This is a genomic window from Roseobacter sp. HKCC-CH-9208 (assembly GCF_037805125.1).
Lineage (GTDB): Bacteria > Pseudomonadota > Alphaproteobacteria > Rhodobacterales > Rhodobacteraceae > M30B80.
The window spans coordinates 320,710-344,729 of sequence record NZ_JBBLYK010000001.1 but is presented as its reverse complement, the minus strand read 5'-3'; the positions used below and the strand labels follow the sequence as shown (position 1 = coordinate 344,729).

23 protein-coding genes are annotated in these 24,020 nt (G+C 56.5%); 5 read left to right on the top strand and 18 right to left on the bottom strand.

Annotation, left to right across the window (positions count from 1 at the left end):
* Positions 1 to 6 precede the first annotated feature (6 nt).
* From lexA to AAC621_RS01695, 6 genes are all read right to left on the bottom strand, one after another.
* On the bottom strand, positions 7 to 714 hold the full coding sequence (lexA, locus tag AAC621_RS01720; protein WP_340251585.1) for a transcriptional repressor LexA: 708 nt from the start codon (positions 712 to 714) through the stop codon (positions 7 to 9).
* Positions 715 to 820: 106 nt separating this feature from the next.
* A complete protein-coding gene (locus tag AAC621_RS01715; protein WP_340251582.1) occupies positions 821 to 2,008 on the bottom strand; it encodes a molybdopterin molybdotransferase MoeA in 1,188 nt (395 codons plus the stop codon).
* A complete protein-coding gene (moaC, locus tag AAC621_RS01710; protein WP_317654433.1) occupies positions 2,005 to 2,487 on the bottom strand; it encodes a cyclic pyranopterin monophosphate synthase MoaC in 483 nt (160 codons plus the stop codon). Before moaC ends, AAC621_RS01715 begins: the two co-directional genes overlap by 4 nt.
* Positions 2,488 to 2,494: 7 nt before the next feature.
* Positions 2,495 to 3,307 (bottom strand): indole-3-glycerol phosphate synthase TrpC, encoded by an 813-nt coding sequence (trpC, locus tag AAC621_RS01705; RefSeq protein ID WP_340251579.1) that lies wholly within the window; start codon positions 3,305 to 3,307, stop codon positions 2,495 to 2,497.
* Between the two features lie 13 nt (positions 3,308 to 3,320).
* Positions 3,321 to 4,337 (bottom strand): anthranilate phosphoribosyltransferase, encoded by a 1,017-nt coding sequence (gene trpD / locus AAC621_RS01700; RefSeq protein ID WP_340251576.1) that lies wholly within the window; start codon positions 4,335 to 4,337, stop codon positions 3,321 to 3,323.
* Entirely contained in the window at positions 4,334 to 4,921 is a 588-nt protein-coding gene (locus AAC621_RS01695) for an anthranilate synthase component II (protein ID WP_340251573.1), read from the bottom strand. Before AAC621_RS01695 ends, trpD begins: the two co-directional genes overlap by 4 nt.
* A gap of 116 nt (positions 4,922 to 5,037) precedes the next feature.
* On the opposite strand from AAC621_RS01695, the gene AAC621_RS01690 reads away from it, so the two are divergent.
* A complete protein-coding gene (locus AAC621_RS01690; RefSeq protein WP_340251570.1) occupies positions 5,038 to 6,054 on the top strand; it encodes a divergent polysaccharide deacetylase family protein in 1,017 nt (338 codons plus the stop codon).
* A 10-nt stretch (positions 6,055 to 6,064) separates the two neighbouring features.
* Here AAC621_RS01690 and trpE read toward each other — a convergent pair whose 3' ends face one another.
* The 3 genes from trpE to ssb all read right to left on the bottom strand — a co-directional run bounded on the left by trpE (position 6,065) and on the right by ssb (position 10,099).
* Positions 6,065 to 7,588 (bottom strand): anthranilate synthase component I, encoded by a 1,524-nt coding sequence (gene trpE, locus AAC621_RS01685; RefSeq protein WP_340251569.1) that lies wholly within the window; start codon positions 7,586 to 7,588, stop codon positions 6,065 to 6,067.
* A 10-nt stretch (positions 7,589 to 7,598) separates the two neighbouring features.
* The gene (locus tag AAC621_RS01680) at positions 7,599 to 9,455 is read right to left on the bottom strand and encodes a SurA N-terminal domain-containing protein (protein WP_340251566.1); all 1,857 of its coding nucleotides are present in this window, start codon (positions 9,453 to 9,455) and stop codon (positions 7,599 to 7,601) included.
* A 131-nt stretch (positions 9,456 to 9,586) separates the two neighbouring features.
* On the bottom strand, positions 9,587 to 10,099 hold the full coding sequence (ssb, locus tag AAC621_RS01675; RefSeq protein WP_317654442.1) for a single-stranded DNA-binding protein: 513 nt from the start codon (positions 10,097 to 10,099) through the stop codon (positions 9,587 to 9,589).
* A 173-nt stretch (positions 10,100 to 10,272) separates the two neighbouring features.
* Here ssb and AAC621_RS01670 point away from each other — a divergent pair, with 173 nt between their 5' ends.
* Entirely contained in the window at positions 10,273 to 10,845 is a 573-nt protein-coding gene (locus tag AAC621_RS01670) for a lytic transglycosylase domain-containing protein (protein WP_445322508.1), read from the top strand.
* Positions 10,846 to 10,849: 4 nt separating this feature from the next.
* Here the strand turns inward: AAC621_RS01670 and AAC621_RS01665 are convergent, their stop codons facing one another.
* The 4 genes from AAC621_RS01665 to AAC621_RS01650 form a co-directional block, all read right to left on the bottom strand.
* Positions 10,850 to 11,077 (bottom strand): hypothetical protein, encoded by a 228-nt coding sequence (locus tag AAC621_RS01665; protein ID WP_340242852.1) that lies wholly within the window; start codon positions 11,075 to 11,077, stop codon positions 10,850 to 10,852.
* On the bottom strand, positions 11,074 to 12,228 hold the full coding sequence (locus tag AAC621_RS01660; protein ID WP_340251564.1) for an aromatic ring-hydroxylating oxygenase subunit alpha: 1,155 nt from the start codon (positions 12,226 to 12,228) through the stop codon (positions 11,074 to 11,076). The genes AAC621_RS01665 and AAC621_RS01660 overlap by 4 nt, the downstream gene beginning before the upstream one ends.
* A gap of 118 nt (positions 12,229 to 12,346) precedes the next feature.
* Positions 12,347 to 12,907: an acetolactate synthase small subunit gene (gene ilvN / locus AAC621_RS01655; RefSeq protein ID WP_317654445.1), complete on the bottom strand. Its 561-nt coding sequence runs from the start codon at positions 12,905 to 12,907 to the stop codon at positions 12,347 to 12,349.
* A 15-nt stretch (positions 12,908 to 12,922) separates the two neighbouring features.
* Positions 12,923 to 14,677 (bottom strand): acetolactate synthase 3 large subunit, encoded by a 1,755-nt coding sequence (locus AAC621_RS01650; protein WP_340251562.1) that lies wholly within the window; start codon positions 14,675 to 14,677, stop codon positions 12,923 to 12,925.
* A gap of 705 nt (positions 14,678 to 15,382) precedes the next feature.
* Here AAC621_RS01650 and AAC621_RS01645 point away from each other — a divergent pair.
* The 3 genes from AAC621_RS01645 to AAC621_RS01635 all read left to right on the top strand — a co-directional run bounded on the left by AAC621_RS01645 (position 15,383) and on the right by AAC621_RS01635 (position 19,933).
* On the top strand, positions 15,383 to 16,468 hold the full coding sequence (locus AAC621_RS01645; protein WP_340251560.1) for a TRAP transporter substrate-binding protein: 1,086 nt from the start codon (positions 15,383 to 15,385) through the stop codon (positions 16,466 to 16,468).
* A gap of 170 nt (positions 16,469 to 16,638) precedes the next feature.
* Entirely contained in the window at positions 16,639 to 17,538 is a 900-nt protein-coding gene (locus AAC621_RS01640; protein WP_340251558.1) for a TRAP transporter small permease subunit, read from the top strand.
* A gap of 37 nt (positions 17,539 to 17,575) precedes the next feature.
* On the top strand, positions 17,576 to 19,933 hold the full coding sequence (locus AAC621_RS01635) for a TRAP transporter large permease (protein ID WP_340251555.1): 2,358 nt from the start codon (positions 17,576 to 17,578) through the stop codon (positions 19,931 to 19,933).
* A gap of 92 nt (positions 19,934 to 20,025) precedes the next feature.
* Here the strand turns inward: AAC621_RS01635 and AAC621_RS01630 are convergent, their stop codons facing one another.
* From AAC621_RS01630 to AAC621_RS01610, 5 genes are all read right to left on the bottom strand, one after another.
* Positions 20,026 to 20,874: an arginyltransferase gene (locus tag AAC621_RS01630; protein ID WP_340251553.1), complete on the bottom strand. Its 849-nt coding sequence runs from the start codon at positions 20,872 to 20,874 to the stop codon at positions 20,026 to 20,028.
* A 90-nt stretch (positions 20,875 to 20,964) separates the two neighbouring features.
* Positions 20,965 to 21,396 carry an RDD family protein gene (locus AAC621_RS01625; protein WP_340251551.1) on the bottom strand — a complete coding sequence of 144 codons (432 nt, stop codon included), beginning with the start codon at positions 21,394 to 21,396 and terminating at the stop codon, positions 20,965 to 20,967.
* A gap of 90 nt (positions 21,397 to 21,486) precedes the next feature.
* Positions 21,487 to 21,888, bottom strand: a complete 402-nt coding sequence (locus tag AAC621_RS01620) for a DUF2852 domain-containing protein (RefSeq protein WP_340251549.1) — start codon at positions 21,886 to 21,888, stop codon at positions 21,487 to 21,489.
* Positions 21,889 to 21,999: 111 nt separating this feature from the next.
* Positions 22,000 to 22,875 carry a 3-hydroxyisobutyrate dehydrogenase gene (mmsB, locus tag AAC621_RS01615; protein ID WP_340251546.1) on the bottom strand — a complete coding sequence of 292 codons (876 nt, stop codon included), beginning with the start codon at positions 22,873 to 22,875 and terminating at the stop codon, positions 22,000 to 22,002.
* A 21-nt stretch (positions 22,876 to 22,896) separates the two neighbouring features.
* Positions 22,897 to 23,946: an enoyl-CoA hydratase/isomerase family protein gene (locus tag AAC621_RS01610; RefSeq protein ID WP_340251544.1), complete on the bottom strand. Its 1,050-nt coding sequence runs from the start codon at positions 23,944 to 23,946 to the stop codon at positions 22,897 to 22,899.
* Positions 23,947 to 24,020: the final 74 nt, after the last annotated feature.

Below are 24,020 nucleotides of genomic sequence, written 5' to 3'. Positions count from 1 at the left end.
GGGGGGTCAGTAAACCCGCACCAAGCCAACAAGGCGACCTTGCACCTTCACCTGACCTTCGGGCAGAACGCGGGTTTCATAGGCAGGGTTGGCCGCCTCAAGCGCGATCATGTTGCCCTTGCGGCGAAAGCGTTTGAGCGTGGCCTCATAGCCTTCGACTAAGGCCACAACGATGTCACCATTCTCGGCGCTGTTGCGTTCTTCGATGATGACCATATCGCCATCATTGATGCCCGCCTCAATCATAGAGTCGCCTTTGACCTCTAGCGCGTAATGCGCACGCCCTGCCGCCAACATGGAGGCAGGCACGCTGACGTGATGCGAGATGTCCGCCAAAGCCTCAATCGGGGTGCCGGCTGCGATGCGGCCCATCATTGGCAATTCGCTGACCCCGCGGGTCTCAACCGCTTGCGCGCGGGCGGGCGGGTCGACCCGATCCCCCTCGATCACGCGGGGCGCAAAGCCTGCTTTGGCGCCAGTGCCAAATTTCTGCTCTAACGCATCGGGCAGTTTTACAATCTCCAGCGCGCGGGCCTTATGGGCCAGACGGCGGATAAAGCCCCGTTCCTCAAGGGCGGTGATCAGACGATGGATGCCCGATTTCGAGCGCAAATCCAGCTCATCTTTCATCTCGTCAAAACTGGGGGGAACACCGTCCCTTTGCATGCGGCGGTGGATGAACTCCAACAGGTCTAGCTGCTTTTTTGTCAACATCTCGAACGGGCCTCTGCTCATGCATCGCTTGGCGTGATGCGGTTATGTTCGATGAATGTTCTACCCTTGTTCGCCTATTTTGTCAACGCCCCTGTGATTTTAGGTGTTAAAGGCTGAGGTAATCAACAATATCGCCCGCCCTTCGCGGCCCGTCATGCGGGGGGCGGATCAACAAGGCACCCGCCTCGGCGAAAATGCTCAAGAGCGCGCTGTCTTGGCTTGTAAAGGGGGCAATATGTGGCAGCGCCGCCCCCTTTTGCGGCGCAAGGCTTGCGCGCATGTAGTGAGCGCGGGGGCCATTGGCGGGCAGATCAGTTGACAGTTGCGCCTGTTTGGTGCGGCGCGGGGATTTAGGTAGCCCTTGGAAGGCGCGCAATTGCGGCACCATGAAAAGATGCCCGCACACCATGGCGGATACGGGGTTTCCTGGCAAACCCAAGAGGGCCGCATCTCCCATCCGCCCCGCCATCAGCGGCTTTCCGGGGCGCATCGCAATTTTGTAAAAGCTGCGCTCAAGCCCCAGATCTTGGGCCACGGCGCCAACCAAATCATGATCGCCCACCGATGCGCCGCCCACAGTGACAATCAAATCCGCGCCTTTTGCCATCTCAAACGTGGCGGCAAGGCTGTCGCGCCCGTCGCGCGCAATCGGCAAAAGGCGCACGACCGCGCCCTCAGCCTCGGCCATTGCGGCCAAACCATAGGTGTTTGAGGCAATGATTTGATCAGGGCGCGGGGTTTCCCCAGGGCTGACCAATTCATCCCCTGTGGCAATGATTGCCACCTCAGGGCGGCAATAAACCGAGAGGCGCGGCGCATTCATGGCCGCGGCCAAGGCCAGATCTGCAGGGGTCAAGCGGCGTGGTGGGGTCATCTCTGCCCCTGCTTTGAAATCAGCGCCTGCAGGGCGAATATGGGGCGCGTCATCCACTGCATTGATCACGACATGATCCTCTGCGGCGGTGACATCCTCTTGGATCACAATATGATCGGCCCCTTGCGGCAGCGGGGCGCCCGTGAAAATACGCACGGCCTCACCTTGGCCAATCTGGCCCTGCCATGCTTGTCCCGCGGGGGCCGCCCCCACCACACGCAGCCGCGCGCCAAGGCACAAATCCGCTTTGCGGATTGCATAGCCATCCATCGCAGAAGCCGCAAAGGGCGGCTGATCACGCATCGCCACAACAGGCCGCGCCAAAACCCGCCCCGCTGCATGGCGCAAGGGGATATCTTCAGCCCCCAAGGGCTGCGCCAAGTCCAAACACCGCGCGAGGGCCTCACTTACGGAAATCATTGCGCCTCGTATTTCCCTGACTTACCGCCATCTTTGAGCAGCACGCGCAGCCCGCCGATTTCCATCGCGCGGTCGGCGGCTTTGAGCATGTCATAGACCGTCAGCGCGGCAGTGGAGGCGGCGGTCAGCGCCTCCATCTCAACACCTGTCTGGCCCGTGGTTTTCACAATCGCTACGATCCGCACCCCGGGCAGGGCGCTGTCTGCCTCAAGCGTCAAGGCCACTTTTGACAAGGATAAAGGATGGCACAGCGGGATCAAATCGGCGGTTTTCTTCGCCCCCATGATCCCCGCAAGCCGCGCGACCCCCAAAACATCGCCCTTTTTCGCAGTGCCACTTTCCACAAGCGCCAATGTCTCAGGGGCCATGCGCACAAAACATTCGGCCATCGCCACGCGATCAGTTGCGTCTTTTGCAGAGATATCCACCATATGCGCCTGTCCGTCTTTGTCGAAATGGGTCAGTTTTTGCTCGCTCATGCCGCCCTCACATTGTGCTAGTATAGAGGTCAGATAAGAGCGCGCTTGTGGCCGCGGCCACATCATCCGCGCGCATCAGGCTTTCGCCGATCAGGAAACTGCGCGCCCCATATTTTGCCATATCGGCCAAATCTGCGGGGGTGAAAAGCCCGCTTTCGCAGATCAAAAGCCGATCTTCAGGGGCCATGCGCGACAGGCGGCGGGTGGTCTCAAGGCTGGTTTCAAAGGTGTTGAGATTGCGGTTATTGATCCCCAAGAGGCGTGATTTTAGGGCGCTTGCGCGCTCTAGCTCGGCCTCATCATGCACTTCGATCAGCGCATCCATCCCCCAATCAAACGCCGCCGCCTCAAGCTCGGCGGCTTGGGCATCACTGACAGATGCCATGATGATCAAAATGCAATCGGCCCCCCAAGCGCGCGCCTCGGCCACTTGATACGTGTCATAGAGGAAATCTTTGCGCAGCGCGGGCAGGGTGGTTGCGGCGCGTGCCGCCACCAGATAGTCGGGCGCACCCTGAAAACTGGGGGTGTCGGTCAGAACCGAGAGGCAGGTGGCCCCGCCCGCCTCATAGGCGCGTGCCAGTGCCGGCGGATCAAAATCAGGGCGGATCAACCCTTTGGAGGGGCTCGCCTTCTTGATTTCAGCAATTAAACCATAGCCTTCGCGGCTGGCCTCTTGTAGCGCCTCGGCGAAGGGGCGCAGTGGCGGGGCATTGCGCGCCGCATCCTCAACCTCGCTGAGAGGGGTCGCTGCCTTTGCGGCTGCGATTTCCTCAAGCTTATAAGCTTTGATTTTTTCTAGGATCGTGGGGGTGCTCATGCGGCCTCCGATGTCAGGCTTGCGATGTCAGGCGGGCAAGGGCGGTTAGTTTTGCCTTGGCCTGGCCGCTGTCGATGCTGTCGCGGGCCATCTCGACCCCAGTGGGTAGATCGCTGGCGTGATCCGCAACCACAAGCGCACAGGCCGCATTCAAGAGAACTGCATCTCGATAGGCTGATGGCGCCCCCTCAAGCAGCGCGGCAAAGGCGCGGCCATTCTCCTCAGGAGAGCCACCCAAGATATCGCGCAAGGGGTGAACGGGCAGGCCTGCATCCTCAGGGTGAATTTCACCGCCTGTTATTTTGCCATCCTCAAGCTTTGCAACCTGTGTGGCCCCGCAGATCGACACCTCATCGCTGCCGTCATCCCCATGGACAAGCCATGCTTTCTCGGATCCCAAATCCTTGAGAACTTCAGCCATTGGGAAAATCAGGTCAATCGCAAAGGCCCCGGTCAATTGCCGTCTCACCCCTGCAGGGTTGGTCAAAGGCCCAAGGATGTTGAAGATGGTTTTGCATCCCAATTCTTGGCGCACGGGCATGACATGTTTGATCGCGGGGTGATGCATTGGGGCCATCATAAAGCCGATGCCAATTTCACTGATGGCACGTTCTGCGACTTCGGCACCGACCATGACATTGACCCCCAAGGCGGTCAGCGCATCTGCGGCCCCTGATTTGGAAGACAGATTGCGATTGCCATGTTTGGCCACGGTCACCCCTGCGCCCGCCACTACAAAGGCGGTCGCGGTGGAAATGTTCAGCGTGCCCATGCCATCGCCACCTGTCCCCACGATATCTATCGCGCCTGCGGGTGCGGACACGGCGGTGCATTTTGCGCGCATCACAGCCGCCGCCGCCGCATATTCTGAGACGGATTCACCGCGCGCGCGCAAGGCCATCAACAAGCCCCCCATTTGCGCGGCGGTTGCTGTGCCCTCGAACAGATGTGTGAAAGCCGTCTCGGCTTGGGCGCGGGACAGCGGCCCTTCTGAGGCCGCAAAGATCAGGGGTTTCATTGCATCGCTCATGCAGGCACCGCTCCCTTCGTGGTGTCGATAAAGGTTTTCAGCATCGCGTGGCCATGTTCCGAACGGATGCTTTCGGGATGAAATTGCACGCCCTCAATTGGCAGGGTTTTATGGCGCAGCCCCATAATCGTGCCGTCTGTTAATTCCGCTGTGACCTCAAGACAATCGGGCAGGGAGGCGCGCTCGACCACCAGACTGTGATAGCGCGTCGCCAAAAGGGGCGAAGGTAGGCCTGCAAAGACCCCGATGCCCTTGTGATGGATCTCGCCCAGTTTGCCATGCACGATTTCATGGCACTGCACGACCTTACCCCCAAAGGCCTCGCCAATGGTTTGATGCCCCAAGCACACGCCAAAAAGCGGCACGCGGGCCTCGGCGGCAGCGCGGGTCAGATCAAGGCAGATACCCGCCTGTGCGGGGTCACAAGGCCCAGGTGAAAGAACAATCCCATCTGGCCCCATGGCCAAGGCCTCGGTCACTGTCAGCGCGTCATTGCGCAAAACGCGGGTTTCTGCCCCAAGCTCGCCCAAGTAGTGAACAAGGTTATAGGTGAAACTGTCGTAATTATCGATCAAGAGAAGCATGACGGGCTCGCGGAATTGGGGGTGTTTTGGCAGATCACTCAGGCTATAAATGTTCAGAGCCGCGCCTCGGGGTCAAGGGAGGTGGGGCTGAAAACATGCGGCACTGCGCAGATTGATTGGCACAAGAGAGGGTAAAGTCGGATGCTAAAGGGGTTTTGGTCGGTGCCGTGATCGGCCCGGTGATCTCTGTGACGGGATTATTGGGCACATCCTATTTCTTAGGGCAAGACACGGGCGGGGTGGTGGAGCAGGCCCAAGAGGCCGCAGCCCCCTCCCCAGATCATGCCCCTGCCGCCGCGCCTGAGCCAGAACCCCAGCCAGAACCCCAGCCAGAGCCAGAGGCTGAGCCGCAGCCAGAACCTGAGCCAGAACGCGTGATTTGGCCAACAATCACGCCAGATGCCCCTGTTGCACAACCCGCGATGCCCCACGTTTCGGCCTCGGCACCTATGCCAGAGCCGGAAGATCTGCCTGTGGTCGTGGCCTACGCAACGCCGTTTTCTGCACCGCAATCTGTGCCGCTTTTCTCAATCTTGCTTTATGATGATCCCGAATTTCCGCTGACCGATAGCACCTTGCAAAGCCTAACGGTGCCTGTGAGCATCGTGATTGATCCCACGCGCATGGATGCAGAGGCGCAACTGGCGCGATATCGTGCGGAAGGGATTGAGGCGGTAATAGAGGCGCGGTTTGCTGATCTTGCGGCATGCGAGGCCGCGCTCGACCGCCTGCCGCAAACTGTGGGCTTGCTTGACAGCGCAGATGGAACATTGCGCGGGGATATTTCCCTCCAAGGTCAGGTTCTGGCGCGGATGGGGGAAACGGGCCATGGGCTGATTGCAGGTGCCTTCGGCCTTGGCGGTCTTGAGCAGGCCGCCGCCCGCGATGGCGTTCCTGCCGCGCGTCTTTACCGCGTTTTGGATGACGAGGGGCAATCTGCGCCCGTCATGTTGCGGCTTTTGGATCGTGCGGCTTTTGAGGCACAGCAAACAGGCAGCTCGATTGTTTTGGGCCGCAGCTATCCCGAAACCTTGGCGGCGCTTTTGTCTTGGGGGGCAGGGCAGGCGGCTGTGAACGCAAGCTATGCGGTCGCGCCCGTCTCAGCGATCTTGCAACAGACCCTCATGCGCTAGGCGTTCTTGTCTAATCTTTGCTATGGGATTGGCCCGCAAATTGCGCGGCCTCTGCCGCAGCTTTGCGCAAGGCGCGCGATTTGTTCACGGTTTCCATGAATTCCGCCTCGGGGTCACTGTCATAGACAACGCCGCCGCCTGCTTGGATGTAAAGCTGTGCATCTTTTAAAACAGCCGTGCGCAAGGCGATACAAATATCCATATCACCGCCCGCGCTGAAATACCCGACACCGCCCCCATAAACGCCGCGCTTTTCTGGCTCTAACTCGTCAATAATCTGCATGGCGCGCAATTTGGGCGCGCCCGAGACTGTGCCTGCGGGCAGACCCGCCAAAAGGGCGAAAAGCGCATCATGCTCATCCGACAATTCGCCCACAACATTTGAAACGATATGCATCACATGGCTGTAGCGTTCGACAATGAATTCTTCGGTTGGACGCACTGTGCCTATTTTGGCGACACGACCCACATCGTTGCGGCCCAAATCCAGCAGCATAAGATGTTCGGCCAATTCTTTTTTATCGCTCAGCAAATCTGCCTCAAGCGCGCGATCTTCTTCGATCGTTGCACCGCGGGGGCGTGTGCCTGCAATCGGGCGAATGGTGACTTGGCTGCCTTTGACCTGCACCAAAATCTCTGGGCTTGCGCCAACGACTTGATAAGGCCCGAAATTGAAGAAGAACATGTAGGGCGACGGGTTCGTGCGCCGCAACGCGCGATAGAGGGCGAAAGGTGGATGCGGGAAATCCTGCGTCCAGCGCTGCGAGGGAACAACCTGAAAAATATCGCCCGCTCGAATATAGGCCTTGGCCTTGTCCACGGCGGCGAAATAGCCCTCTTTGGTGAAATTGGAAACGGGCTCAACGCCAGATGTGTCTGCATCCACCCCCAAATGGCGTTGTGCGATGGCAGGGGCCTGTTCGAGCTTGTCGAGCGCCTCTTGCACCCGCGCGCAGGCCGCCGCATAGGCGGTTTCCGCCGAAACATCCGCCGAGAAGAACGCAGGCGACACCAAGGTTACATCGCCCTTAACACCATCTAGCACGGCAACCAAAGATGGGCGCATCATCACGGCATCAGGCAGGCCAAGCGGGTCTGGGTTCACATCGGGCAAATGCTCCACCAAACGGATCATGTCATAGCCCAAATAGCCGAATAGACCCGCTGCGGCCTGTGGCATATCGGCGGGCAGATCAATTTGACTTTCGGCCAAAAGCGCGCGCAGCGAGGTGAGGGGTGCGCTGTCGCAATCAACAAAATGATCCCGATCTTGGGCAGCGTGGCGGTTGATCCGCGCCTGTGTGCCGTGACATTCCCAGATCACATCGGGGGCCATGCCCACGATTGAATAGCGGCCGCGCAATTCCCCGCCCGTGACAGATTCAAGCATGAAACTGTCTTGGCCCGCATTGGCAAGTTTCAGCATCAGCGAAACAGGCGTGTCCAAATCAGCAGCCAAACGGGCATAGACAATCTGGTTTTTGCCTTGCGCCCAACCTTCGGCGAAGCTGTCAAAACGGGTGATTAGCGCCATGATCCGAGCCTTATGGGAAGGATGCGTGGACTTGGTTGACCACGGATTGGTTAAAGGTGAGGCCGACCGCCGATTGCATCTGGCGTCCGAAATCTTCGAACAAATCAGCCGTCAGGGACTGGCTGATTTGTTGGGTCAGGATGTTGGCCAGTAGATCCGTGTCAGGGTCGGCGCGATCGGCAGGGTTGATCGCATCAAGGCGCACGACCAAGGCCTGCGCCTCACCGCCGACAACCGCAATCTCGCCCGTGCGGGACAGGCCAAACACTGTTTGTACCAGCGCGTCAGGCGTATCCGCGATAAAGTCATTGCGCCGCACATCTGTCTCGCGCATCAAGCCGCCAAACCGCTCAAGGCGCCGACCCGAGGCCGCGATATCGGCGCGGATTTCTTCGGCGCGGGCCAAGAGCGCGTCTTGGGTCGCATAGATTGTCCAATCCGCGATGACATCCGCGCGCACATCGTCAAGAGGCGGCAGGGTTGGCAACACGATTTGGTCAAGCCGCAGGGCGAATACCCCGCCATCGGAGAGATCGAGAATTTCGGGGAAATCCCCGTCTTCAATCGTGTCTGCAACCGCGCGGAAAGCCTCGTACGCGGCAATGCCATCCTCTTGGCTGCCATCATAGCGGATCGTGCCAAGCACCATTTGCGTCTCATCCGCGACCTCCTCAAGGGTGGCGCCTGAGGCGAGGAGGTCGTCAAACCCTTCGCGCAGGTCAGAAATGGCGCGGCGCGCGGCATCCGCCGTGACTTCGCTGCGCAGGTCGTCCTGCACCTCTTCAAACGGGATTTCTGTCGCATCCAACACGGCATTAATGCGGAAAATTGCAGGGCCAAAGGGCGAGGCAACGGGGCCCACGAATTCCGCATTGCTTGCGGCGAAAACGGCCTCTGCCTCGGCGGCAGAGAGATCATCGCGGGTAACATCCCCCATATCGGTGTCTCCCAACAACAGCCCACGTTCGCTCACGAGGGTTTCAAAATCTGCGCTGTTGTCATTGAGCCGCGCCCAAGCGGCTTCGGCCTCTGCTTCTGTGGGGTAGACCAAACGCTCCACCAAGCGGCGCTCGGGTTGGCGGTATTCCTCAATGCGTTCCTGATAGAGGCTTTGCAGCGTGCTGTCGCTGACGGGGATATCATCCATGATGATGTTGGGCGTGATCCAGATATAGGTGATCTCGCGGGCCTCGGGCAGGGTAAAGCGATCTGGGAACGCCTCGTAATGGGTTATGATCTGCTCTTCCGTAGGGGCAGGCACGCGGGCGTCCAAATCGGCGGCGGTCAAAGGCAGATAAGAAAAGCCACGGGATTCTTGTTGATAGGCCACCAAAGGATCAACCAATGCCGCAGGCGCAGGCACGCGCCCCAAAATCGCAGATTGCAGGATGGTGCGGGCGATATCCGCACGAATTTCTTCCTCAAATTCGCCAGCACTCAAACCACGTTGGCTGAGAAAAAACTCATAGGCTTGGCGGTCGAACGTGCCATCTGCACCTTGGAAAGCGGGGATTTGCAAAATCTGGTTGGCGATCTCCTCATCCCCGATGGAGAGCGTCATCATCGCCGCCTCATTATCAAGGGCCGCGCGCGCAAAAAGGCCCTGACGCACCTGTGCATCTATGCCGTTGGCAATCAGCATCGACAGGGTCACATTTTGCCCCGTCTCCCCGCTGCGGGCACGCAATTCTTGATCTAGGGCGCGGGCATAATCTTCGGCGCTGATCTCAATATCGCCGACCGATCCCATCCGCGAGGCGCCGCCTGAGAACGACCCGATCCCAAAGCCTGCTAGGGCCACAAATAGCAGGCCAAGGATTGCCCAGACAAAAATCTTGGACAGGGATTTGCGGGCCGATTTGCTCATATGCGTGTCTCGCTTTGTTGCGCTGTGCCGATCTTGTGCCTGACAAAAGCCACCACGCGCAACCCGCGCGGGTGGCATTTACCAAATTTGTGATGAGGATTTACGCGCTTGGGGCAGGGGGGGCAAGCAACTTAGAAGGGGATTTCGTCATCCATATCGCTTGGCATGGATTGGCCCGCACCACCGCGATCCATTCCGCGATCATCTGGGAAACCGCCGCCGCTGATGCGGTCATCTCCACCGCCATAGCCCCCGCTATCGCCATAGCTGCCACCACCACCCGATTGGTCATTGCGACCATCAAGCAAGGTCAACTCGCCACGATAGGGGCGCAAGACCACCTCGGTCGTGTAACGATCCTGCCCATTTTGATCCTGCCATTTGCGGGTTTCCAGCTGGCCTTCGATATAGACCTTTGACCCTTTGCGCAGATATTGTTCTGCAATGCGGGCTAAAGGTTCTGAGAAAATCGCCACCGAGTGCCATTCCGTGCGCTCGCGCCGCTCGCCTGTGTTGCGATCTTTCCAGTTTTCAGATGTCGCAATGCGCAAATTGCACACTTTGCCGCCATTCTGAAAGCTGCGCACCTCAGGGTCGCGCCCCAAATTCCCGACCAGAATTACCTTATTAACCGAACCTGCCATGTCACCTCTCCCATAGTCGTGGCCGCGAATCTGCGCCTTTGAGATATGTTTAGACCATCGTAAATTGGTTAATGAAACCCGAATTTCATTTACAGGCGGCGCACAAGCGCTTGGCCCTGTGGGGGATACAGGCTAAAACAGAGCAGGTTTTATGAGGTGAATGGGCCGTGAAGGTGCAGAAAGTCAGCCTGATTTCTGTGGGATTTGTCCTAATTTTTGGGCAAGTCTCTGTCGCCTATGGCAATAGCCTTGATCGTTTCCGTTCGGCGGCACGGGTTTTGGACAGCCGCGCCTCAAGCCAATATTCCAATTCAGAACGCTTGCGCCCTGATTACGATGCGGCCCTTGGCGCGGCGATCCCGCGCTTTTCGGGGCAGGCCCCTCAGGCCTATCTTGATCTTGCCCGCAATGCGGCGCGCCGTCATGGCGTGCCTGAGGATTTGTTCCTACGCCTTGTTGCGGTTGAATCGAACTGGAACCCGCGCGCCATCAGCCATGCGGGTGCGATTGGTTTGGCGCAATTGATGCCAGATACCGCTGATCTCTTGGGGGTGAACCCGCATGATCCTGCGCAAAACCTAGAAGGGGGCGCGCGCTATTTGGCGATGCAATATCGCAATTTCCGCTCATGGCGTTTGGCCTTGGCGGCCTATAATGCTGGGCCACAAGCCGTGAACACTCATGGCGGCGTGCCGCCCTTTCAAGAGACACAAAATTACGTGCGCCGCATTTTGGGGGGTGGGTGAGCGCCTAGCTGGTCGGCTCGGCCCCCAATTCGACCAAGGCACGGCGATAGGTTTCGGCCTCGGGCAGCCCTGCATCAAGGGCAAACACATAAGCATGGGTCAAATAAAACGCGGCAGAGGCCGCACCCATATCATCGGCGGCCTTGGCATATATCTGCGCAATGCGTTCTTTATCGCCTGCCGCATGGGCCGCAAGAAGTGCGGCATCAAGCGCGGATTTTGGGGCGCTCACAATCCGCTTTCTGTGTCGCGCAACCGCTGCGCCACCCATTGGTGGAACATATGTGTCGGCCCGTCCATCGCGGGGGCAAAGCGGCCCCCATCAAACCCTGCGGCAGCACGCCCTTTTTGCATCCCCTCCACCACAAAAATATCTTCGATAAAGACATCCTTCCACAGCTTGGCGTTTTTGGCGCGCAAGTCAGGATCGGTCTTTGGGGTGGCATAGTAGAGATGAACATGCTCGCGCGTGCGGTTATGGGCGACAGGCTCTAGGATAATCGCAAAGGCATGATCGCGATGCACGCCCAGCAAGACATTGGGATAAAGCGCGATATATTCAGCGGCGGTGTCCCATGTCTGCGACAGCCCGTCAAAATCAGGAAAGCTTTGACCTTTCTCATCCTTGAGCTGGCGATAGACAAGCGTGCCTTGGCCCGAGAATCTTTGTTCTTCTTCAATGTGAAAGTGATCTTCGAGGCGTGAATAGCTGTTCAGGCCCGGATGCACCCATGGCAAGTGATAGCTCTCGCAATAATTCTCGACCGCGAGTTTCCAATTCGTATTCACATCCAAGGTAAAGCAGCTGTCTTCGCCGCCATGATAGAGCGGCTTTTCAAATTCAGCCCAACGGGTGAGGGCGGCTTGGTGTTGGGTTTCAAAATCGAGGGCATCGCCCGACAGGTTGATAAACACCACATCCCGCCAGATATGGCTGCGCACCTCTTTGAGGCCCAAGGTCGCCCGCTCAATCCCTTCATGTTGGTTTTGGCCAGGCCCGCCCACGTGGGGCGTGGCCACAAGGCGGCCATCCTTGGCATAGCACCATGAATGATAGGGGCAGCGGATAGCGCCTTCGATTTTGCGCGGCGCATCGACCAAGATCATACCGCGGTGGCGGCAGATGTTGAAAAAGACCCGCACCGCCCCTGTGTCATCGCGCAAAAGCAGCAGGGGTTGGCCCAGAAATTCAATCGGTTTTGCATCGCCATTTTCAGGCACATCGGCCCCAACGGCCAAAGCGGCCCATTGATGCTCAAGCGCCGCGCGGTTTTCACGAGCGATTGTTGCGGGGTCGGTGTAATGCGCATTCGGCAGGCCATTGGCGCGCGAAATTGGCGCAAGAACGCTGTCGAGATCGTACTTGATCAAATCATCAGGCATAGGTCTTTCCCCCTAAGAAAAGATGTGCCCCAAACGGGGATGATCTTTTTTGAAGGCTAAGGCCGCGCTGATCTTATCAAAACGCGACCTTTGAGACTATGGGAAGCGACCTGTGCGGTTACGCACCGCGCGCAATGGCAGCAACGCCTGTGCGGGCAACCTCTAATAGGCCCAAGGGGCGCATGAGATCGGCAAAGGCGTCAATTTTCTCGGGCGTGCCCGTGATTTCAAAGACGAAACTTTCCAAAGTGCTGTCCACCACATTGGCGCGGAAAATCTCGGCAATGCGCAAGGCTTCGACACGATGCTCACCCTTGCCTTTGACCTTGAACAAGGCCAATTCACGGCTGACCATTGCGCCTTCGACGGTGAGGTCATGCACCTCATGGACGGGCACCATACGCTCGAGCTGCATTTTGATTTGGTTGATCACCTGTGGCGTGCCTGAGGTCACAATCGTGATCCGTGACCGATGGCCTGCGTGATCAACCTCAGCCACAGTCAGGCTTTCGATATTATAGCCACGGCCCGAAAACAGCCCGATGACACGGGCCAGAACGCCTGCTTCGTTTTGCACCAAAACCGCAAGCGTGTGGGTTTCAATCGCGTCAGACATATGGCTGCGCAGATCATAGGCCGAATGGCTGCTAGAGCCTTTTTCGATATTGAGCGGAGACATGATTACACCCTTTCCTCAGACCAAGACGCTGCCCTTGGCGTCAATCACGCCTTGGGTTTCAGCCTCGCCCAACAACATTTCATTATGTGCCTTGCCCGATGGGATCATTGGGAAGCAATTTTCATGCTTCTCAACCAAACAGTCGAAAATCACTGGCCCATCATAGGCGAGCATTTCCTTGATCGCCTCATCAAGATCATCGGGATTGTCGCACATGATACCCTTGCATCCGAACGCTTCGGCCAGTTTGACGAAATCTGGCAAGGCCTCTGACCATGAATGGCTGTAGCGTTCACCATGCAGCAATTCCTGCCATTGGCGCACCATGCCAAGACGTTCGTTGTTAAGGATGAATTGCTTGACGGGCAGGCGGTATTGCACGGCCGTGCCCATTTCCTGCATATTCATCAGCCATGATGCCTCGCCCGCCACATTGATCACCAAGGCGTCAGGATGGGCGACCTGCACCCCGATTGAGGCGGGTGTGCCATAGCCCATTGTGCCAAGGCCGCCAGAGGTCATCCAACGATTTGGGTCATCAAAACCCAAATATTGCGCGGCCCACATCTGGTGTTGGCCGACCTCAGTGGTGATGTAGCGATCCATGCCTTTTGTCAGCGCCTCAAGCCGCTCAAGCGCATATTGCGGTTTGATTGTCTTGGTTGAATTTTTATAGCTGAGGCATTTCACGGCGCGCCATTCTTCGATCTGGCCCCACCATTTCTTGACCGCTGCGGAATTCGTTTTGCTGCCCCGCGATTTCCAAATGCGCAGCATATCTTCCAACACATGGGACACATCCCCAATAATGGGGAAATCCGCATGGATCACCTTGTTAATCGAGGAGGGATCAATATCGACATGCGCCTTGAGGCTGTTTGGCGAAAACGCGTTGATGCGCCCTGTGATGCGGTCGTCAAACCGCGCGCCAATGTTGATCATCAAATCGCAGCCATGCATGGCAAGGTTGGCCTCGTAAAGGCCATGCATACCCAGCATCCCCAACCATTTTTCGCCTGATGCAGGATACGCGCCAAGCCCCATCAAGGTTGACGTGATAGGAAATCCAGTCGCTTCGACCAGTTCACGCAGCAGCTTGCTTGCCGCGGGGCCGGAATTGATCACGCCGCCGCCTGTATAAAAAATCGGACGCTCCGCCTGTTCCATGGCCTCGACCAAGGCGGTGATCATCGCGGTGTCGCCTTTGACGCGCGGGGTATAGTGATCAACCTTCGCGCGGGGCTTTTCGACATAGGTGCCTGTTGCGAATTGCACATCTTTTGGAATGTCGATCAAAACGGGGCCGGGGCGGCCGTTCGTGGCGATATGAAACGCCTCGTGAATGGTGGACGACAGATGATCTGTGTCTTTGACCAACCAGTTCATCTTGGTACAGGGGCGGGTGATGCCGACTGTATCGGCCTCTTGGAATGCGTCTGACCCAATCATGAAGGTTGGAACCTGACCCGTCAGAACCACAATTGGGATCGAATCCATCAAGGCATCCACCAACCCTGTCACTGCATTGGTTGCCCCGGGGCCAGAGGTGACCAACACAACACCCGGTTTGCCCGTGGCGCGGGCATAGCCCTCGGCGGCATGCACCGCCCCTTGCTCATGACGCACAAGAATGTGGCGAATGTGATTTTGCTGAAAGATCTCGTCATAGATGGGCAGAACCGCGCCACCTGGATACCCGAACACCGTATCAACGCCTTGTTCAATCAAGGCTTCGACCACCATCTTTGCACCGGTCATCTGACGCGTCATCTGTCTTTGTCCTTCGTTGTACACTTTGGCCGCTACATGGGGCGGTGTTTTATGGGGTGTTGCGAATAAAAAAGCCCTCGGTGATATCCGAGGGCGCATGGGGGTTTTTATGGCTATCGTCACCGACCCACGCGCGCTGTCACTCCCACATTTACGACCACCAAATGTAGCATCCCAATCTCCTATAATCGGGGCGACATTAGGTATCCGCGGGGGGGAGGTCAACAGCGTTTGCAGGGTAGAAATTAAATAAACTGTCTTTTGGTGGCGAAAATACGCAATTTTATATCCCAGAATGGCCCTAATGGATGGTTTTCTGAATTTGACCATCCAACCTTGGGGATGATTGGCCGCTTTTGCTCTGTGATAGGACTGTGCGTTTTGGGGGGCAAGATCGGTAAAACTGCAGGTGCCCTTGCGTTTGAAAAGATTCGGAGCGAGGGCGCAGATCATGGCGAGTGCGCCGCGCTCAATTGTAACCTTAAGTTGATCGCTTGCGTAAAATCCATTCACCTATTATAAAATTAGGTCATAATTTGCGATATATTTTAGTGAAAATAGCTCTTTTGGTAAAAAAATTTTACAAAATCGGGGCTTCGGGCGCGGAAATTGGTTTGCGGCGCAATTTTGTTGCTGTAGCGTAGCGGGACCTTGAAATGAAAAACTGTCGCACCAATGCGGCAGTGTCCGAATGGGAGGAATACTATGGATCGTCGTTCTTTCTTGAGAACGTCTGCCCTTGGGGGGACAGCAGCCGCAGCTTCGACTTTGGCCGCACCACTTTATGCTCAGGGCAATCGTACGCTGACATTGGTAACTTCGGTTCCTGATGGTTTCGCGATCTTTGATGACGCGGCACAAATGGCTGCCGACTACATTACTGCAATGACCGACGGTCAATTGACAGTTAACAAAAACCCAGCCGGTAGCCTCGTTGGCGCCTTCGAAGTGTTTGACGCCGTGTCCTCTGGTCAGGCTGACATGTATCACTCGGCTGATTACTACTTCTTGAACCAGCACCCTGGTTTTGCTTTCTTCACGTCAGTTCCCTTCGGCATGACCGGTCAGGAATTCGCCAACTGGTATTATAACCGTGGTGGTCACGAGCAGCATAATGAGCTTGCAGGTCTCTTTAACCTGAAGTCTTTCACCTGTGGTAACACTGCAATGCAGCCAGGTGGTTGGTTCAACAAAGAAATCAACTCCGCAGATGACCTTCAGGGTTTGCGCTTCCGCATGCCCGGTCAGGGTGGTCAGGTTCTTGGCCGCTTGGGTGCATCCGTTCAGAACATTCCAGGCGGTGAAATCTATCAGGCGCTTGCCTCTGGTCAGATTGACGGCGCAGAGTGGATTGGTCCGTTCGCGGATGAGCGCATGGGCTTCCAGGAAGCAACCTCTATCTACTACACCTCAGGCTTCCATGAGCCAGGGTCTGCATTGACCTTGTCATTCAACTTGGATGTTTACGAAAGCTTTACGTCTGCACAAAAACAAGTAGTCGATGCAGCGTGTGCGGCAACAAACTCTAAGTCGCTTTCGATGACGCTGCAAGAAAATGGCGCTGCACTTGAAAGACTCCGCGCTGGCGGTATCCAAACAAGATCTTTCCCTGATGACGTTTGGAACGCATTTGGCGCTGCAGCTGCTGAAGTGCGCGAAGAGAACATGGGCGATCCTATCTACGCTCAGATCGCAGAAAGCTACTTTGCAGCGATGAAAGAGTCGGTAGGTTGGTTCGATATTGCGGATGGCGAATATATGCGCCAGCGTAACCGTGTAAACGCGGGCTAATAGCCTGAGCTTTGGCTCCTCTCCCGTGCAAACGGGGGAGGAGTTTTTACATCTCCTCAAAGCCGCCCCTCAAAGCGGGACCCACGTAGCACAGAGCGCCTGCAGTTATCTGCGTGTAGCGGTGCATGAGATCCTGTTAAGGCAACGCCCGTTTCTGCAAGGATAGTCATATGATTGATTTCATTGTCTGGGTCTTCACAAATTTTGCGATGGCCCCCTACAATCTGGCAATTGCGCTCATGAGCCCTGGGTCATGGTTAGATTGGAGCAATAACGAGTCCCTCGTGCGGTTCATCTACTATGGTGCATCGGTGGAGTTTTTCTTCGTCGTTTTCACCGCCTTTTTGGTCATTACCCTTATTGGTGCGATCTGGAAGCGCCAAATGCTATGGGTGATGGTGCGCGCATTTGAGGCTATTGCCAATGGCGTTGGCCGCACAGTTGCATGGGTAGGCTTGATAATGGTGCTGCAGCAGGTAATGATCGTATTCCTGCAACGAATTTTTCAGGTCCCCGGTCTTGAGCTTGGGCCGCTTGGTATAAGCTTCACGCAGGATTTGTCATGGTTTGCGGAAGAGCTGAAGCTGTACAATGCTATGATTGTGTGCCTTTGCGTGTCTTACACCTTTGTGCAGGGCGGGCATGTGCGCGTTGACCTTTTTTACTCAGGCATGAGACACCGCGCAAAGCGCATTATCGACATGGGTGGGGCGCTGTTCTTTATGCTGCCCACAACCGTTCTGACCTATTTATATGCATGGTTTTTTATGTGGCGTCACCTTGTGGTGCCAAATCCTGCCGCCTCAAGCGAGTTGGATCGCATGATCATGCAAGCGCGTGTGTTGCGGTGGAACGTGGAAACCATCGGCTTTAGCCCTAACGGTTTCAACGCCTATTTCATCTTTAAGGTCTTATTGGTCGCCTTCTGCGTCATGGTTTTCATCCATGCAATGGCGGTGTTCTGGCGCGCCTTTCTCGAATATGTCGAGGGCGAAGAAAGTACTGATAAGTATCGTGACCTTGATCCGCAAGATGCAGAGACCCAAGCCTTGCATGCAGCGGGCCATTAAGATCCACGCTAGACGTGCTTGAAGGAAAGAAAACAAAATGATTTTTGGATTGGATGGAATTGAAATCGGTCTGATTATCGTGTTCCTGACGTTGTTTGGCGGGATCATGACAGGCTTCCCCGTTGCCTTTGCTATTGGCGGCGCGGGGATAATATCCTTTGCGGTTATTGCTGCGCTCGACTCTGCGGGATTGTTGATCCACCAAGCGATTGATACGGCCTCTGATCAGTATCGCGCCCTAGTTGACAGTGGGATTTCTCGCGAAGCTATCTCGGTCTTCCGATACCCCGAATTGCCGCGGCTTGAGGAACATCTCTTCCCCGGCGGGTGGGAAATGGCTATGGATCGCAACATTTCCTTCATCGTGAACCGCATGAACGAACGTGTGATCGCGGGTCAGTCTATCGAAACGCTTTTAGCTGTTTTGATGTTTGTTTTGATGGGGATCACGCTTGAGCGGTCTAAGATCGCCGATGACCTGCTGACAACTATGGCGCGCGTCTTTGGCCCGCTGCCCGGTGGCTTGGCGGTGTCCATCGTGATTGTGGGTGCGTTCCTTGCGGCCTCCACGGGGATCGTTGGGGCGACTGTGGTGACCATGGGCCTCTTGGCGCTGCCAACAATGTTGCGCAACAACTACTCGCCCGAACTGGCAACGGGTGTGATTGCGGCCTCTGGCACTTTGGGCCAGATTATCCCGCCCTCTATCGTGATTGTTCTTCTGGGCACATTGGTGGGTGACCTCTATGCTACGGGCCAAGAAACCCGTGCCCAAGTGGCGGGCTGTACCGATGCGCTGACCTATCTGGGCGAGCCTGCCGTTCTTTCCGTTGGCACATTGTTCCAAGCCGCGATTTTGCCAGGTATCTTCTTGGCGTTCCTATATGCCGCCTATGCCTTCGGCTTTGCCTTGTTTAATCCAAGCAAGGCGCCTGCGGTTCAGATGGGGTCGACCAATGCCAGCCCGATCACCCGCAATGAGGCGCTGACATGGTTCTTGGCTGCGCCTGCCGCCCTTATCTTTGCGGTGGTTCTTGGGGCAAGTAGCGGTGTGATTGGCAGCCAGTCGATCTTTGTTTCCAACATGGAAAACAACAGCCGTTCCGCTAGCCTGCGCACGAATGTGAGCGAAAGCTGCCAAGCGGCGATGATTGAGCTGCATGGTCAAGAGGCATGGGATCAAGCCGTGGTTGAGACGGCCGATATTGCAGCATCAGGTGCAACAGGTGAAACCCGCGAATTGTCCGAGGAGGAAATGGTTGCGGCTCGCGAGGCGGCGATTGCCAATGCAGCACCGATCGGATCTGGCGTGGCTACAATCTTTATCCTCTTGGCATTGATCCTGACCACGGCACGCGGTGTTGCGCCAAATGAACACGCGCGCCCGTTGCTTATCGGTGGTATCGGCGTGGCCTTGGCGTTTGCGGTGGATGTGCTGTTCATCACGCCCGCGACCAGTTCAGGTGCGGCTTGGATCTATCTCGCGCTTCCGTTTGCCCTCACCATTTATGGCTGTCGGATTGCTATGATGCGGATGTCGCAAAACGAACTGTTGCGGGTGGTGTTCCCGCCACTGGTTCTGATCGTTGCGGTTTTGGGATCTATCCTTGGCGGTATTTCCAACCCAACACCTGCGGCGGCTTTGGGTGCGGCAGGGGCGATCATGCTCGCCGCGCATCGTAAACTGAGCGAAGAAGACAAGAAATCAAAGATCGTAATCTGGGCATCTTTCGCGCTGGTCATCCTGATCTTGGTGGGTGTCAATTTTGATCTGCGCATCAGCCGTTCTGAGGTGCCGCTGCAAGATTGGATTGCCTATTTCATAGCGCAATTTGCCTATCACTTCGCCTTCGGCGGGCTGCTTTACAGCTGCTATGTTCTCTATCGCCGCAGCGTTCTGACGCCTGTGGTGCGGGAAACGGCGAAAGTGACATCGATGGTGTTCACCATTCTTATCGGATCGCAGTTGTTGAACCTTGTTCTGATCTCCTTTGGGGGCGAGCATTACATCCAACAATTCCTGCGCGCCTTCGATAACGAGACGGTCGTGTTCCTCTTGGTGATGCTGATCTTGTTTGTCTTGGGCTTTGTTCTCGATTTTCTCGAGATCATCTACATCGTGATCCCAATCGTGGGGCCTGTGATTTATGGCGGTACATTGGATCCGAAATGGGTGACCATTATGATCGCGGTGAACCTGCAGACCTCGTTCCTGACACCGCCCTTTGGATTTGCGTTGTTCTATCTGCGCGGGGTTGCCCCTGCCAGCGTGACCACACGCAACATCTATCGTGGCGTGGTCCCCTTCGTGTTGATCCAAGTTCTGGGGCTGGGCCTGTTGTGGCTGTTCCCTGACATCGTGACCATCGTGCCTGACCTTCTGCCCAACAATTAAGGGCAGATGACAGGGTGCATGAAAAAGCGCGGCCCCCCAATTTGGGGGGCCGTTTTCGTTTGGTGCTTATACTGATGTGAACCAGATGGGCCTCAGGGCGTGTCCTGCGAAGATTTCGCTGTCTGCGGGGCCATCAAGTCGGGCAAGGAAATCTGCGCCACTTGTTGCGCAATCGGATCAACCGACAAAGGGTGCGTCTGGTTGGAATATTCATCAGGATTGCCGATCTCCTGCCACGCGCCATAAACATATATTTCAAGGGCCGAGAACCGCGCCTTATAGGCCATTTTGTCCGACCCTGGCACCCAATAGCCGAGATAGACATAGGGCAGCCCTGCCTCGCGTGCGAGATCGATATGATCCAAGATCACATGCGTGCCAAGGGATCGGTGATCCAAATCAGGATCAAAGAAGGAATAGACAAGGCTGAGCCCGTCATCGAGGATATCGGTCAGGCAGACCGCCGCTAATCCCGCATCCTTGCCCGCATCGCGATATTCCACCACTCGCGAGCGCACGGGTGTTTCCTCAATCATCGCGGCAAATTCGAACACATCCATATCAGCCATGCCGCCATCGGCGTGGCGCGCATCTAGATAGCGGCGAAAGAGGGTGAATTGCTCTTCCGTGGCCCAAGGGGCGCGGGCATTGCGGGTCGTCCCCAGATTGCGCTTTTTGGTGCGTTTTTGGCTTTTGCTTGGCACAAAATCCGCCACCCTGATCCGCGCAGAGAGACAGGCGGTGCAATCAGCGCAAGCGGGGCGATAGAGCACATTTTGCGAGCGGCGAAAGCCTTGCTTTGATAGGCTATCGTTCAGTTCAGTCGCATGATCGCCCTGTAATGCGGTAAAAAGCTTTCGTTCCCGCCGATTTGGAAGGTAAGGGCAGGTTTGAGGTGCAGTCACATAGAATTGCGGTGCAATCGGTAGAGTGTGGCGCATGGATCCTCAGCGGCGAAAATTTGAATATAGCCTGCCTCAATGTAGGGGCGCGGGCAAGTAAATTGCAACCATACCGCGAAAACTGCGCGTTTATTGCGGGCGATTTATGGCGACTGTGCCTAAGAAAAGATCGTGCAGACCCTGTTTGCGCGCGCCCAAAATCATCATGAGGGCAGAAATCGTTTGCGGCAGAACAAAGCCAGAGGCGAGCATGAACAAAAACGTATGCATCATCGCCTCGAAACTATTGAGCCGCGCGCCCGTTGCATTGCGTAATTCAATCGCCATGATCCGCATCCCCCATGTGGCGGATTGGCTGGCAAGGGTGAACCACCGATAGACAAAAGAAAGCGCCACAAAGAATATGGGCCAGAAAAACCACGCAAGCCCTACTGTGAAAATCCCTGTAATCAACAAGATCACAGTGATCACCAGAACATGAATCACCCAAGCGCCAAAGCGTTTGAGCGCGACATAAGAATAAAATTCGCTTTGCACGTAAGGATCGGGCAGGTGAGACATGATGGGTGCAACCTAATGGCTTCGAGGGAGGCTGAGAAGAACCATACCCCACCCAAAAGCGCAGGGTGGGGTAAGCGTTGCATTTATGGATCACTCGGCCTGTGGGGCCGGGGCGCCTGTTTTTGCATCACGCTCTTTCATAAAGGCGTCAAATTCGGTTTTGTCCTTGGCTTCGCGCAGACGTCCAAGAAACCCTTCAAAAGCATGCTGCTCATCCTCAAGGCGCTTAAGCGTATCGGCCTTATAGGCGTCAAAGGCGCTATTGCCTGTGCTGCCACCCATGTGAGCATGGCGCAATTTTTTGCAGGTTTTGAACATGTCTTTTCTCCAGATCATATAAAACAGAAGGGCCAGACCTAAGGGCCAAAATAGGATGAACCCCAGAACCATCGCTGCAATCCATGCAGGTTTGCCACGTTGATCCAAAAACGCCTCGGCCCGCGAGAACCAACCTTGAACAGGGGTAGGGGGCATAAGTGTTTGGCTTTGCATATGCGTTTCTCCTTTGCTGCGCAGCCGTGCCATGATGTTAATGTTAATTACATTAACACATGTGGGCACAAAAAACCCCGCCACAAGAGGGCGGGGAAATATTTTTGTAAATTAGGTTCTTTTTCTGCTCATTGCGGCCAAACGTGGCAGCATGGCAGAGAAGTCTTTGCCGCGCCCATCTTCGTTTTCGACAAATTGCGCATAGATCGCCTCGGCCAATGCGCCAAGCGGGGTGGCGGCATCCGCGGCCGTTGCGGCATCCTGCGACAGGCGCAGATCTTTCAGCATCAATTCCGCCGCAAATCCAGGCTTGTAGCCGTTATCAGCGGGGCTTTGCGGCCCAACACCAGGGGCAGGGCAATAGGCATTGATCGACCAACTGGCACCCGATGAGGTCGAGACAACATCAAACATCGCCTGCCGCTCAAGGCCCAGCTTATCGGCCAGCGCAAAAGCCTCGCACGTCCCAATCATAGTGATCCCTAGGATCATATTGTTGCAGATCTTTGCCGCCTGACCATTTCCCGCTGCACCGCAATGCACGGCCTTTTGCCCCATGATCTCGAACAGGGGCGCGGCACGGGTGAAATCCGCCTCATCCCCGCCAACCATAAATGTCAGCGTGCCTGCTGCCGCCCCACCAACGCCCCCTGAGACGGGCGCATCGAGAAACCCGATCCCTTTTGCGGCGGCGGCCTCGGCGATTACGCGGGCCGCGTCAACCTCAATGGTTGAGCAATCAATCACCAGCGCGCCCTGTGGCAGAACGGCCAAAACATCATCCGCCACGGCGCGCGCAATCATGCCATTGGGCAGCATGGTGATCACCACCTCTGCCCCATGGGCGGCCTCCGCCGCCGATGTGGCGCAGGAGATCCCGTCAGGTGCGGCAGCCGTGTCGAACCCCGTGACTGTGTGACCTGCGCTGTGCAAATTAAGCGCCATGGGTGCGCCCATATTGCCCAATCCGATGAATGCGATCTGCATGGTTTGGCCCCTTATTCTTGCTTAATCCAGTTTCAGCGCCCTTGGTCCCAATGGCAAGAGCAGCGATGCCACCATCGCGGGCGGCACATCGCGCGGGCTGCTATGCATCCAATTCGGGTTGCGGTCTTTGTCGATGATCTGCGCGCGCACGCCCTCTAGGAAATCGGCCTTTTCCACAGCGCGCGAGGTAAAGCGGTATTCCTGCTCTAGCGCATTTTCGATTGTGTCGCGCAGGCGCGCACGATGCACCAATTCCACCGTGCAGGCCATTGACAGGGGTGATTTCTTACCCATCTCGGCCAAGGTGGATGTCGCAAAATCGCTGTCGGAGAATTCCAACGCATTGAGAATATCGCGTAGGGTTTCGCCGCCAAAATGGTGGTCAATCTCGGCTTGCAGGGCGGCAAGCGGGGCGGCAGGGGCCGTATGGCCCGCAGCGGCCTGATCCACCAAACCATAATCCGCGCTTTCGCAAAGCTCTGAAATCAATGCGGGCCAATCCGCCTCAGGAATATAATAATCTGCAAAGCCTGCGTAAATCGCATCGGCACCTGTCAACCGTGCGCCCGTGACGCCCAGATATTCGCCCAAGCGACCTTGCGCGCGGCTCAGGATCAAGGTGCCGCCGACATCTGGGACAAGGCCGATTCCGACCTCGGGCATGGCAAGAATGCTGCTGTCGCCCACGATGCGATGCGAGGCGTGGCAGCCCAACCCCACACCGCCGCCCATCGTATAGCCTTGCATGAAGCTGATCACAGGGCGGGGGAAGTGGAACAACTTAGCGTTCATGCGATATTCATCGGCCCAGTAGCGCGCGCCAATTTCCATATCGCCCGCGCGACCCGCCTCGTAAATTTCGGCAATATCCCCGCCTGCACAAAAGGCCCGCTCGCCCATTGCATCTAGGATCACAATCTCGACTGTCTCATCCGCGGCCCATGCGTCAAGCGTTGCGGCAATTTCTGCGCACATGGATTGCGAGAGCGCATTCAGGGCCTGTGGCCGCGTCAGGGTGACGCGGCCTGCGCGCCCGTCTTTGCGGATATTGAGAAACTCTGCCTCGCTCATGGCCCCCTCCCTAGTGTCACGGCGAACCCCCGCGCAAGGTCTGCGCGGGGGCTTGTGTTGAGTTTGGTGATTTT

What these genes read in the sequence shown, in the direction of transcription:
- lexA (WP_340251585.1), bottom strand. Translation starts at nt 714, where the DNA reads ATGTTGACAAAAAAGCAGCTAGACCTGTTGGAGTTCATCCACCGCCGC.
- AAC621_RS01715 (WP_340251582.1), bottom strand. Translation starts at nt 2,008, where the DNA reads ATGATTTCCGTAAGTGAGGCCCTCGCGCGGTGTTTGGACTTGGCGCAG.
- moaC (WP_317654433.1), bottom strand. Translation starts at nt 2,487, where the DNA reads ATGAGCGAGCAAAAACTGACCCATTTCGACAAAGACGGACAGGCGCAT.
- trpC (WP_340251579.1), bottom strand. Translation starts at nt 3,307, where the DNA reads ATGAGCACCCCCACGATCCTAGAAAAAATCAAAGCTTATAAGCTTGAG.
- trpD (WP_340251576.1), bottom strand. Translation starts at nt 4,337, where the DNA reads ATGAGCGATGCAATGAAACCCCTGATCTTTGCGGCCTCAGAAGGGCCG.
- AAC621_RS01695 (WP_340251573.1), bottom strand. Translation starts at nt 4,921, where the DNA reads ATGCTTCTCTTGATCGATAATTACGACAGTTTCACCTATAACCTTGTT.
- trpE (WP_340251569.1), bottom strand. Translation starts at nt 7,588, where the DNA reads ATGGCGCTAATCACCCGTTTTGACAGCTTCGCCGAAGGTTGGGCGCAA.
- AAC621_RS01680 (WP_340251566.1), bottom strand. Translation starts at nt 9,455, where the DNA reads ATGAGCAAATCGGCCCGCAAATCCCTGTCCAAGATTTTTGTCTGGGCA.
- ssb (WP_317654442.1), bottom strand. Translation starts at nt 10,099, where the DNA reads ATGGCAGGTTCGGTTAATAAGGTAATTCTGGTCGGGAATTTGGGGCGC.
- AAC621_RS01660 (WP_340251564.1), bottom strand. Translation starts at nt 12,228, where the DNA reads ATGCCTGATGATTTGATCAAGTACGATCTCGACAGCGTTCTTGCGCCA.
- ilvN (WP_317654445.1), bottom strand. Translation starts at nt 12,907, where the DNA reads ATGTCTCCGCTCAATATCGAAAAAGGCTCTAGCAGCCATTCGGCCTAT.
- AAC621_RS01650 (WP_340251562.1), bottom strand. Translation starts at nt 14,677, where the DNA reads ATGACGCGTCAGATGACCGGTGCAAAGATGGTGGTCGAAGCCTTGATT.
- AAC621_RS01645 (WP_340251560.1), top strand. Translation starts at nt 15,383, where the DNA reads ATGGATCGTCGTTCTTTCTTGAGAACGTCTGCCCTTGGGGGGACAGCA.
- AAC621_RS01640 (WP_340251558.1), top strand. Translation starts at nt 16,639, where the DNA reads ATGATTGATTTCATTGTCTGGGTCTTCACAAATTTTGCGATGGCCCCC.
- AAC621_RS01635 (WP_340251555.1), top strand. Translation starts at nt 17,576, where the DNA reads ATGATTTTTGGATTGGATGGAATTGAAATCGGTCTGATTATCGTGTTC.
- AAC621_RS01630 (WP_340251553.1), bottom strand. Translation starts at nt 20,874, where the DNA reads ATGCGCCACACTCTACCGATTGCACCGCAATTCTATGTGACTGCACCT.
- AAC621_RS01625 (WP_340251551.1), bottom strand. Translation starts at nt 21,396, where the DNA reads ATGTCTCACCTGCCCGATCCTTACGTGCAAAGCGAATTTTATTCTTAT.
- AAC621_RS01620 (WP_340251549.1), bottom strand. Translation starts at nt 21,888, where the DNA reads ATGCAAAGCCAAACACTTATGCCCCCTACCCCTGTTCAAGGTTGGTTC.
- mmsB (WP_340251546.1), bottom strand. Translation starts at nt 22,875, where the DNA reads ATGCAGATCGCATTCATCGGATTGGGCAATATGGGCGCACCCATGGCG.
- AAC621_RS01610 (WP_340251544.1), bottom strand. Translation starts at nt 23,946, where the DNA reads ATGAGCGAGGCAGAGTTTCTCAATATCCGCAAAGACGGGCGCGCAGGC.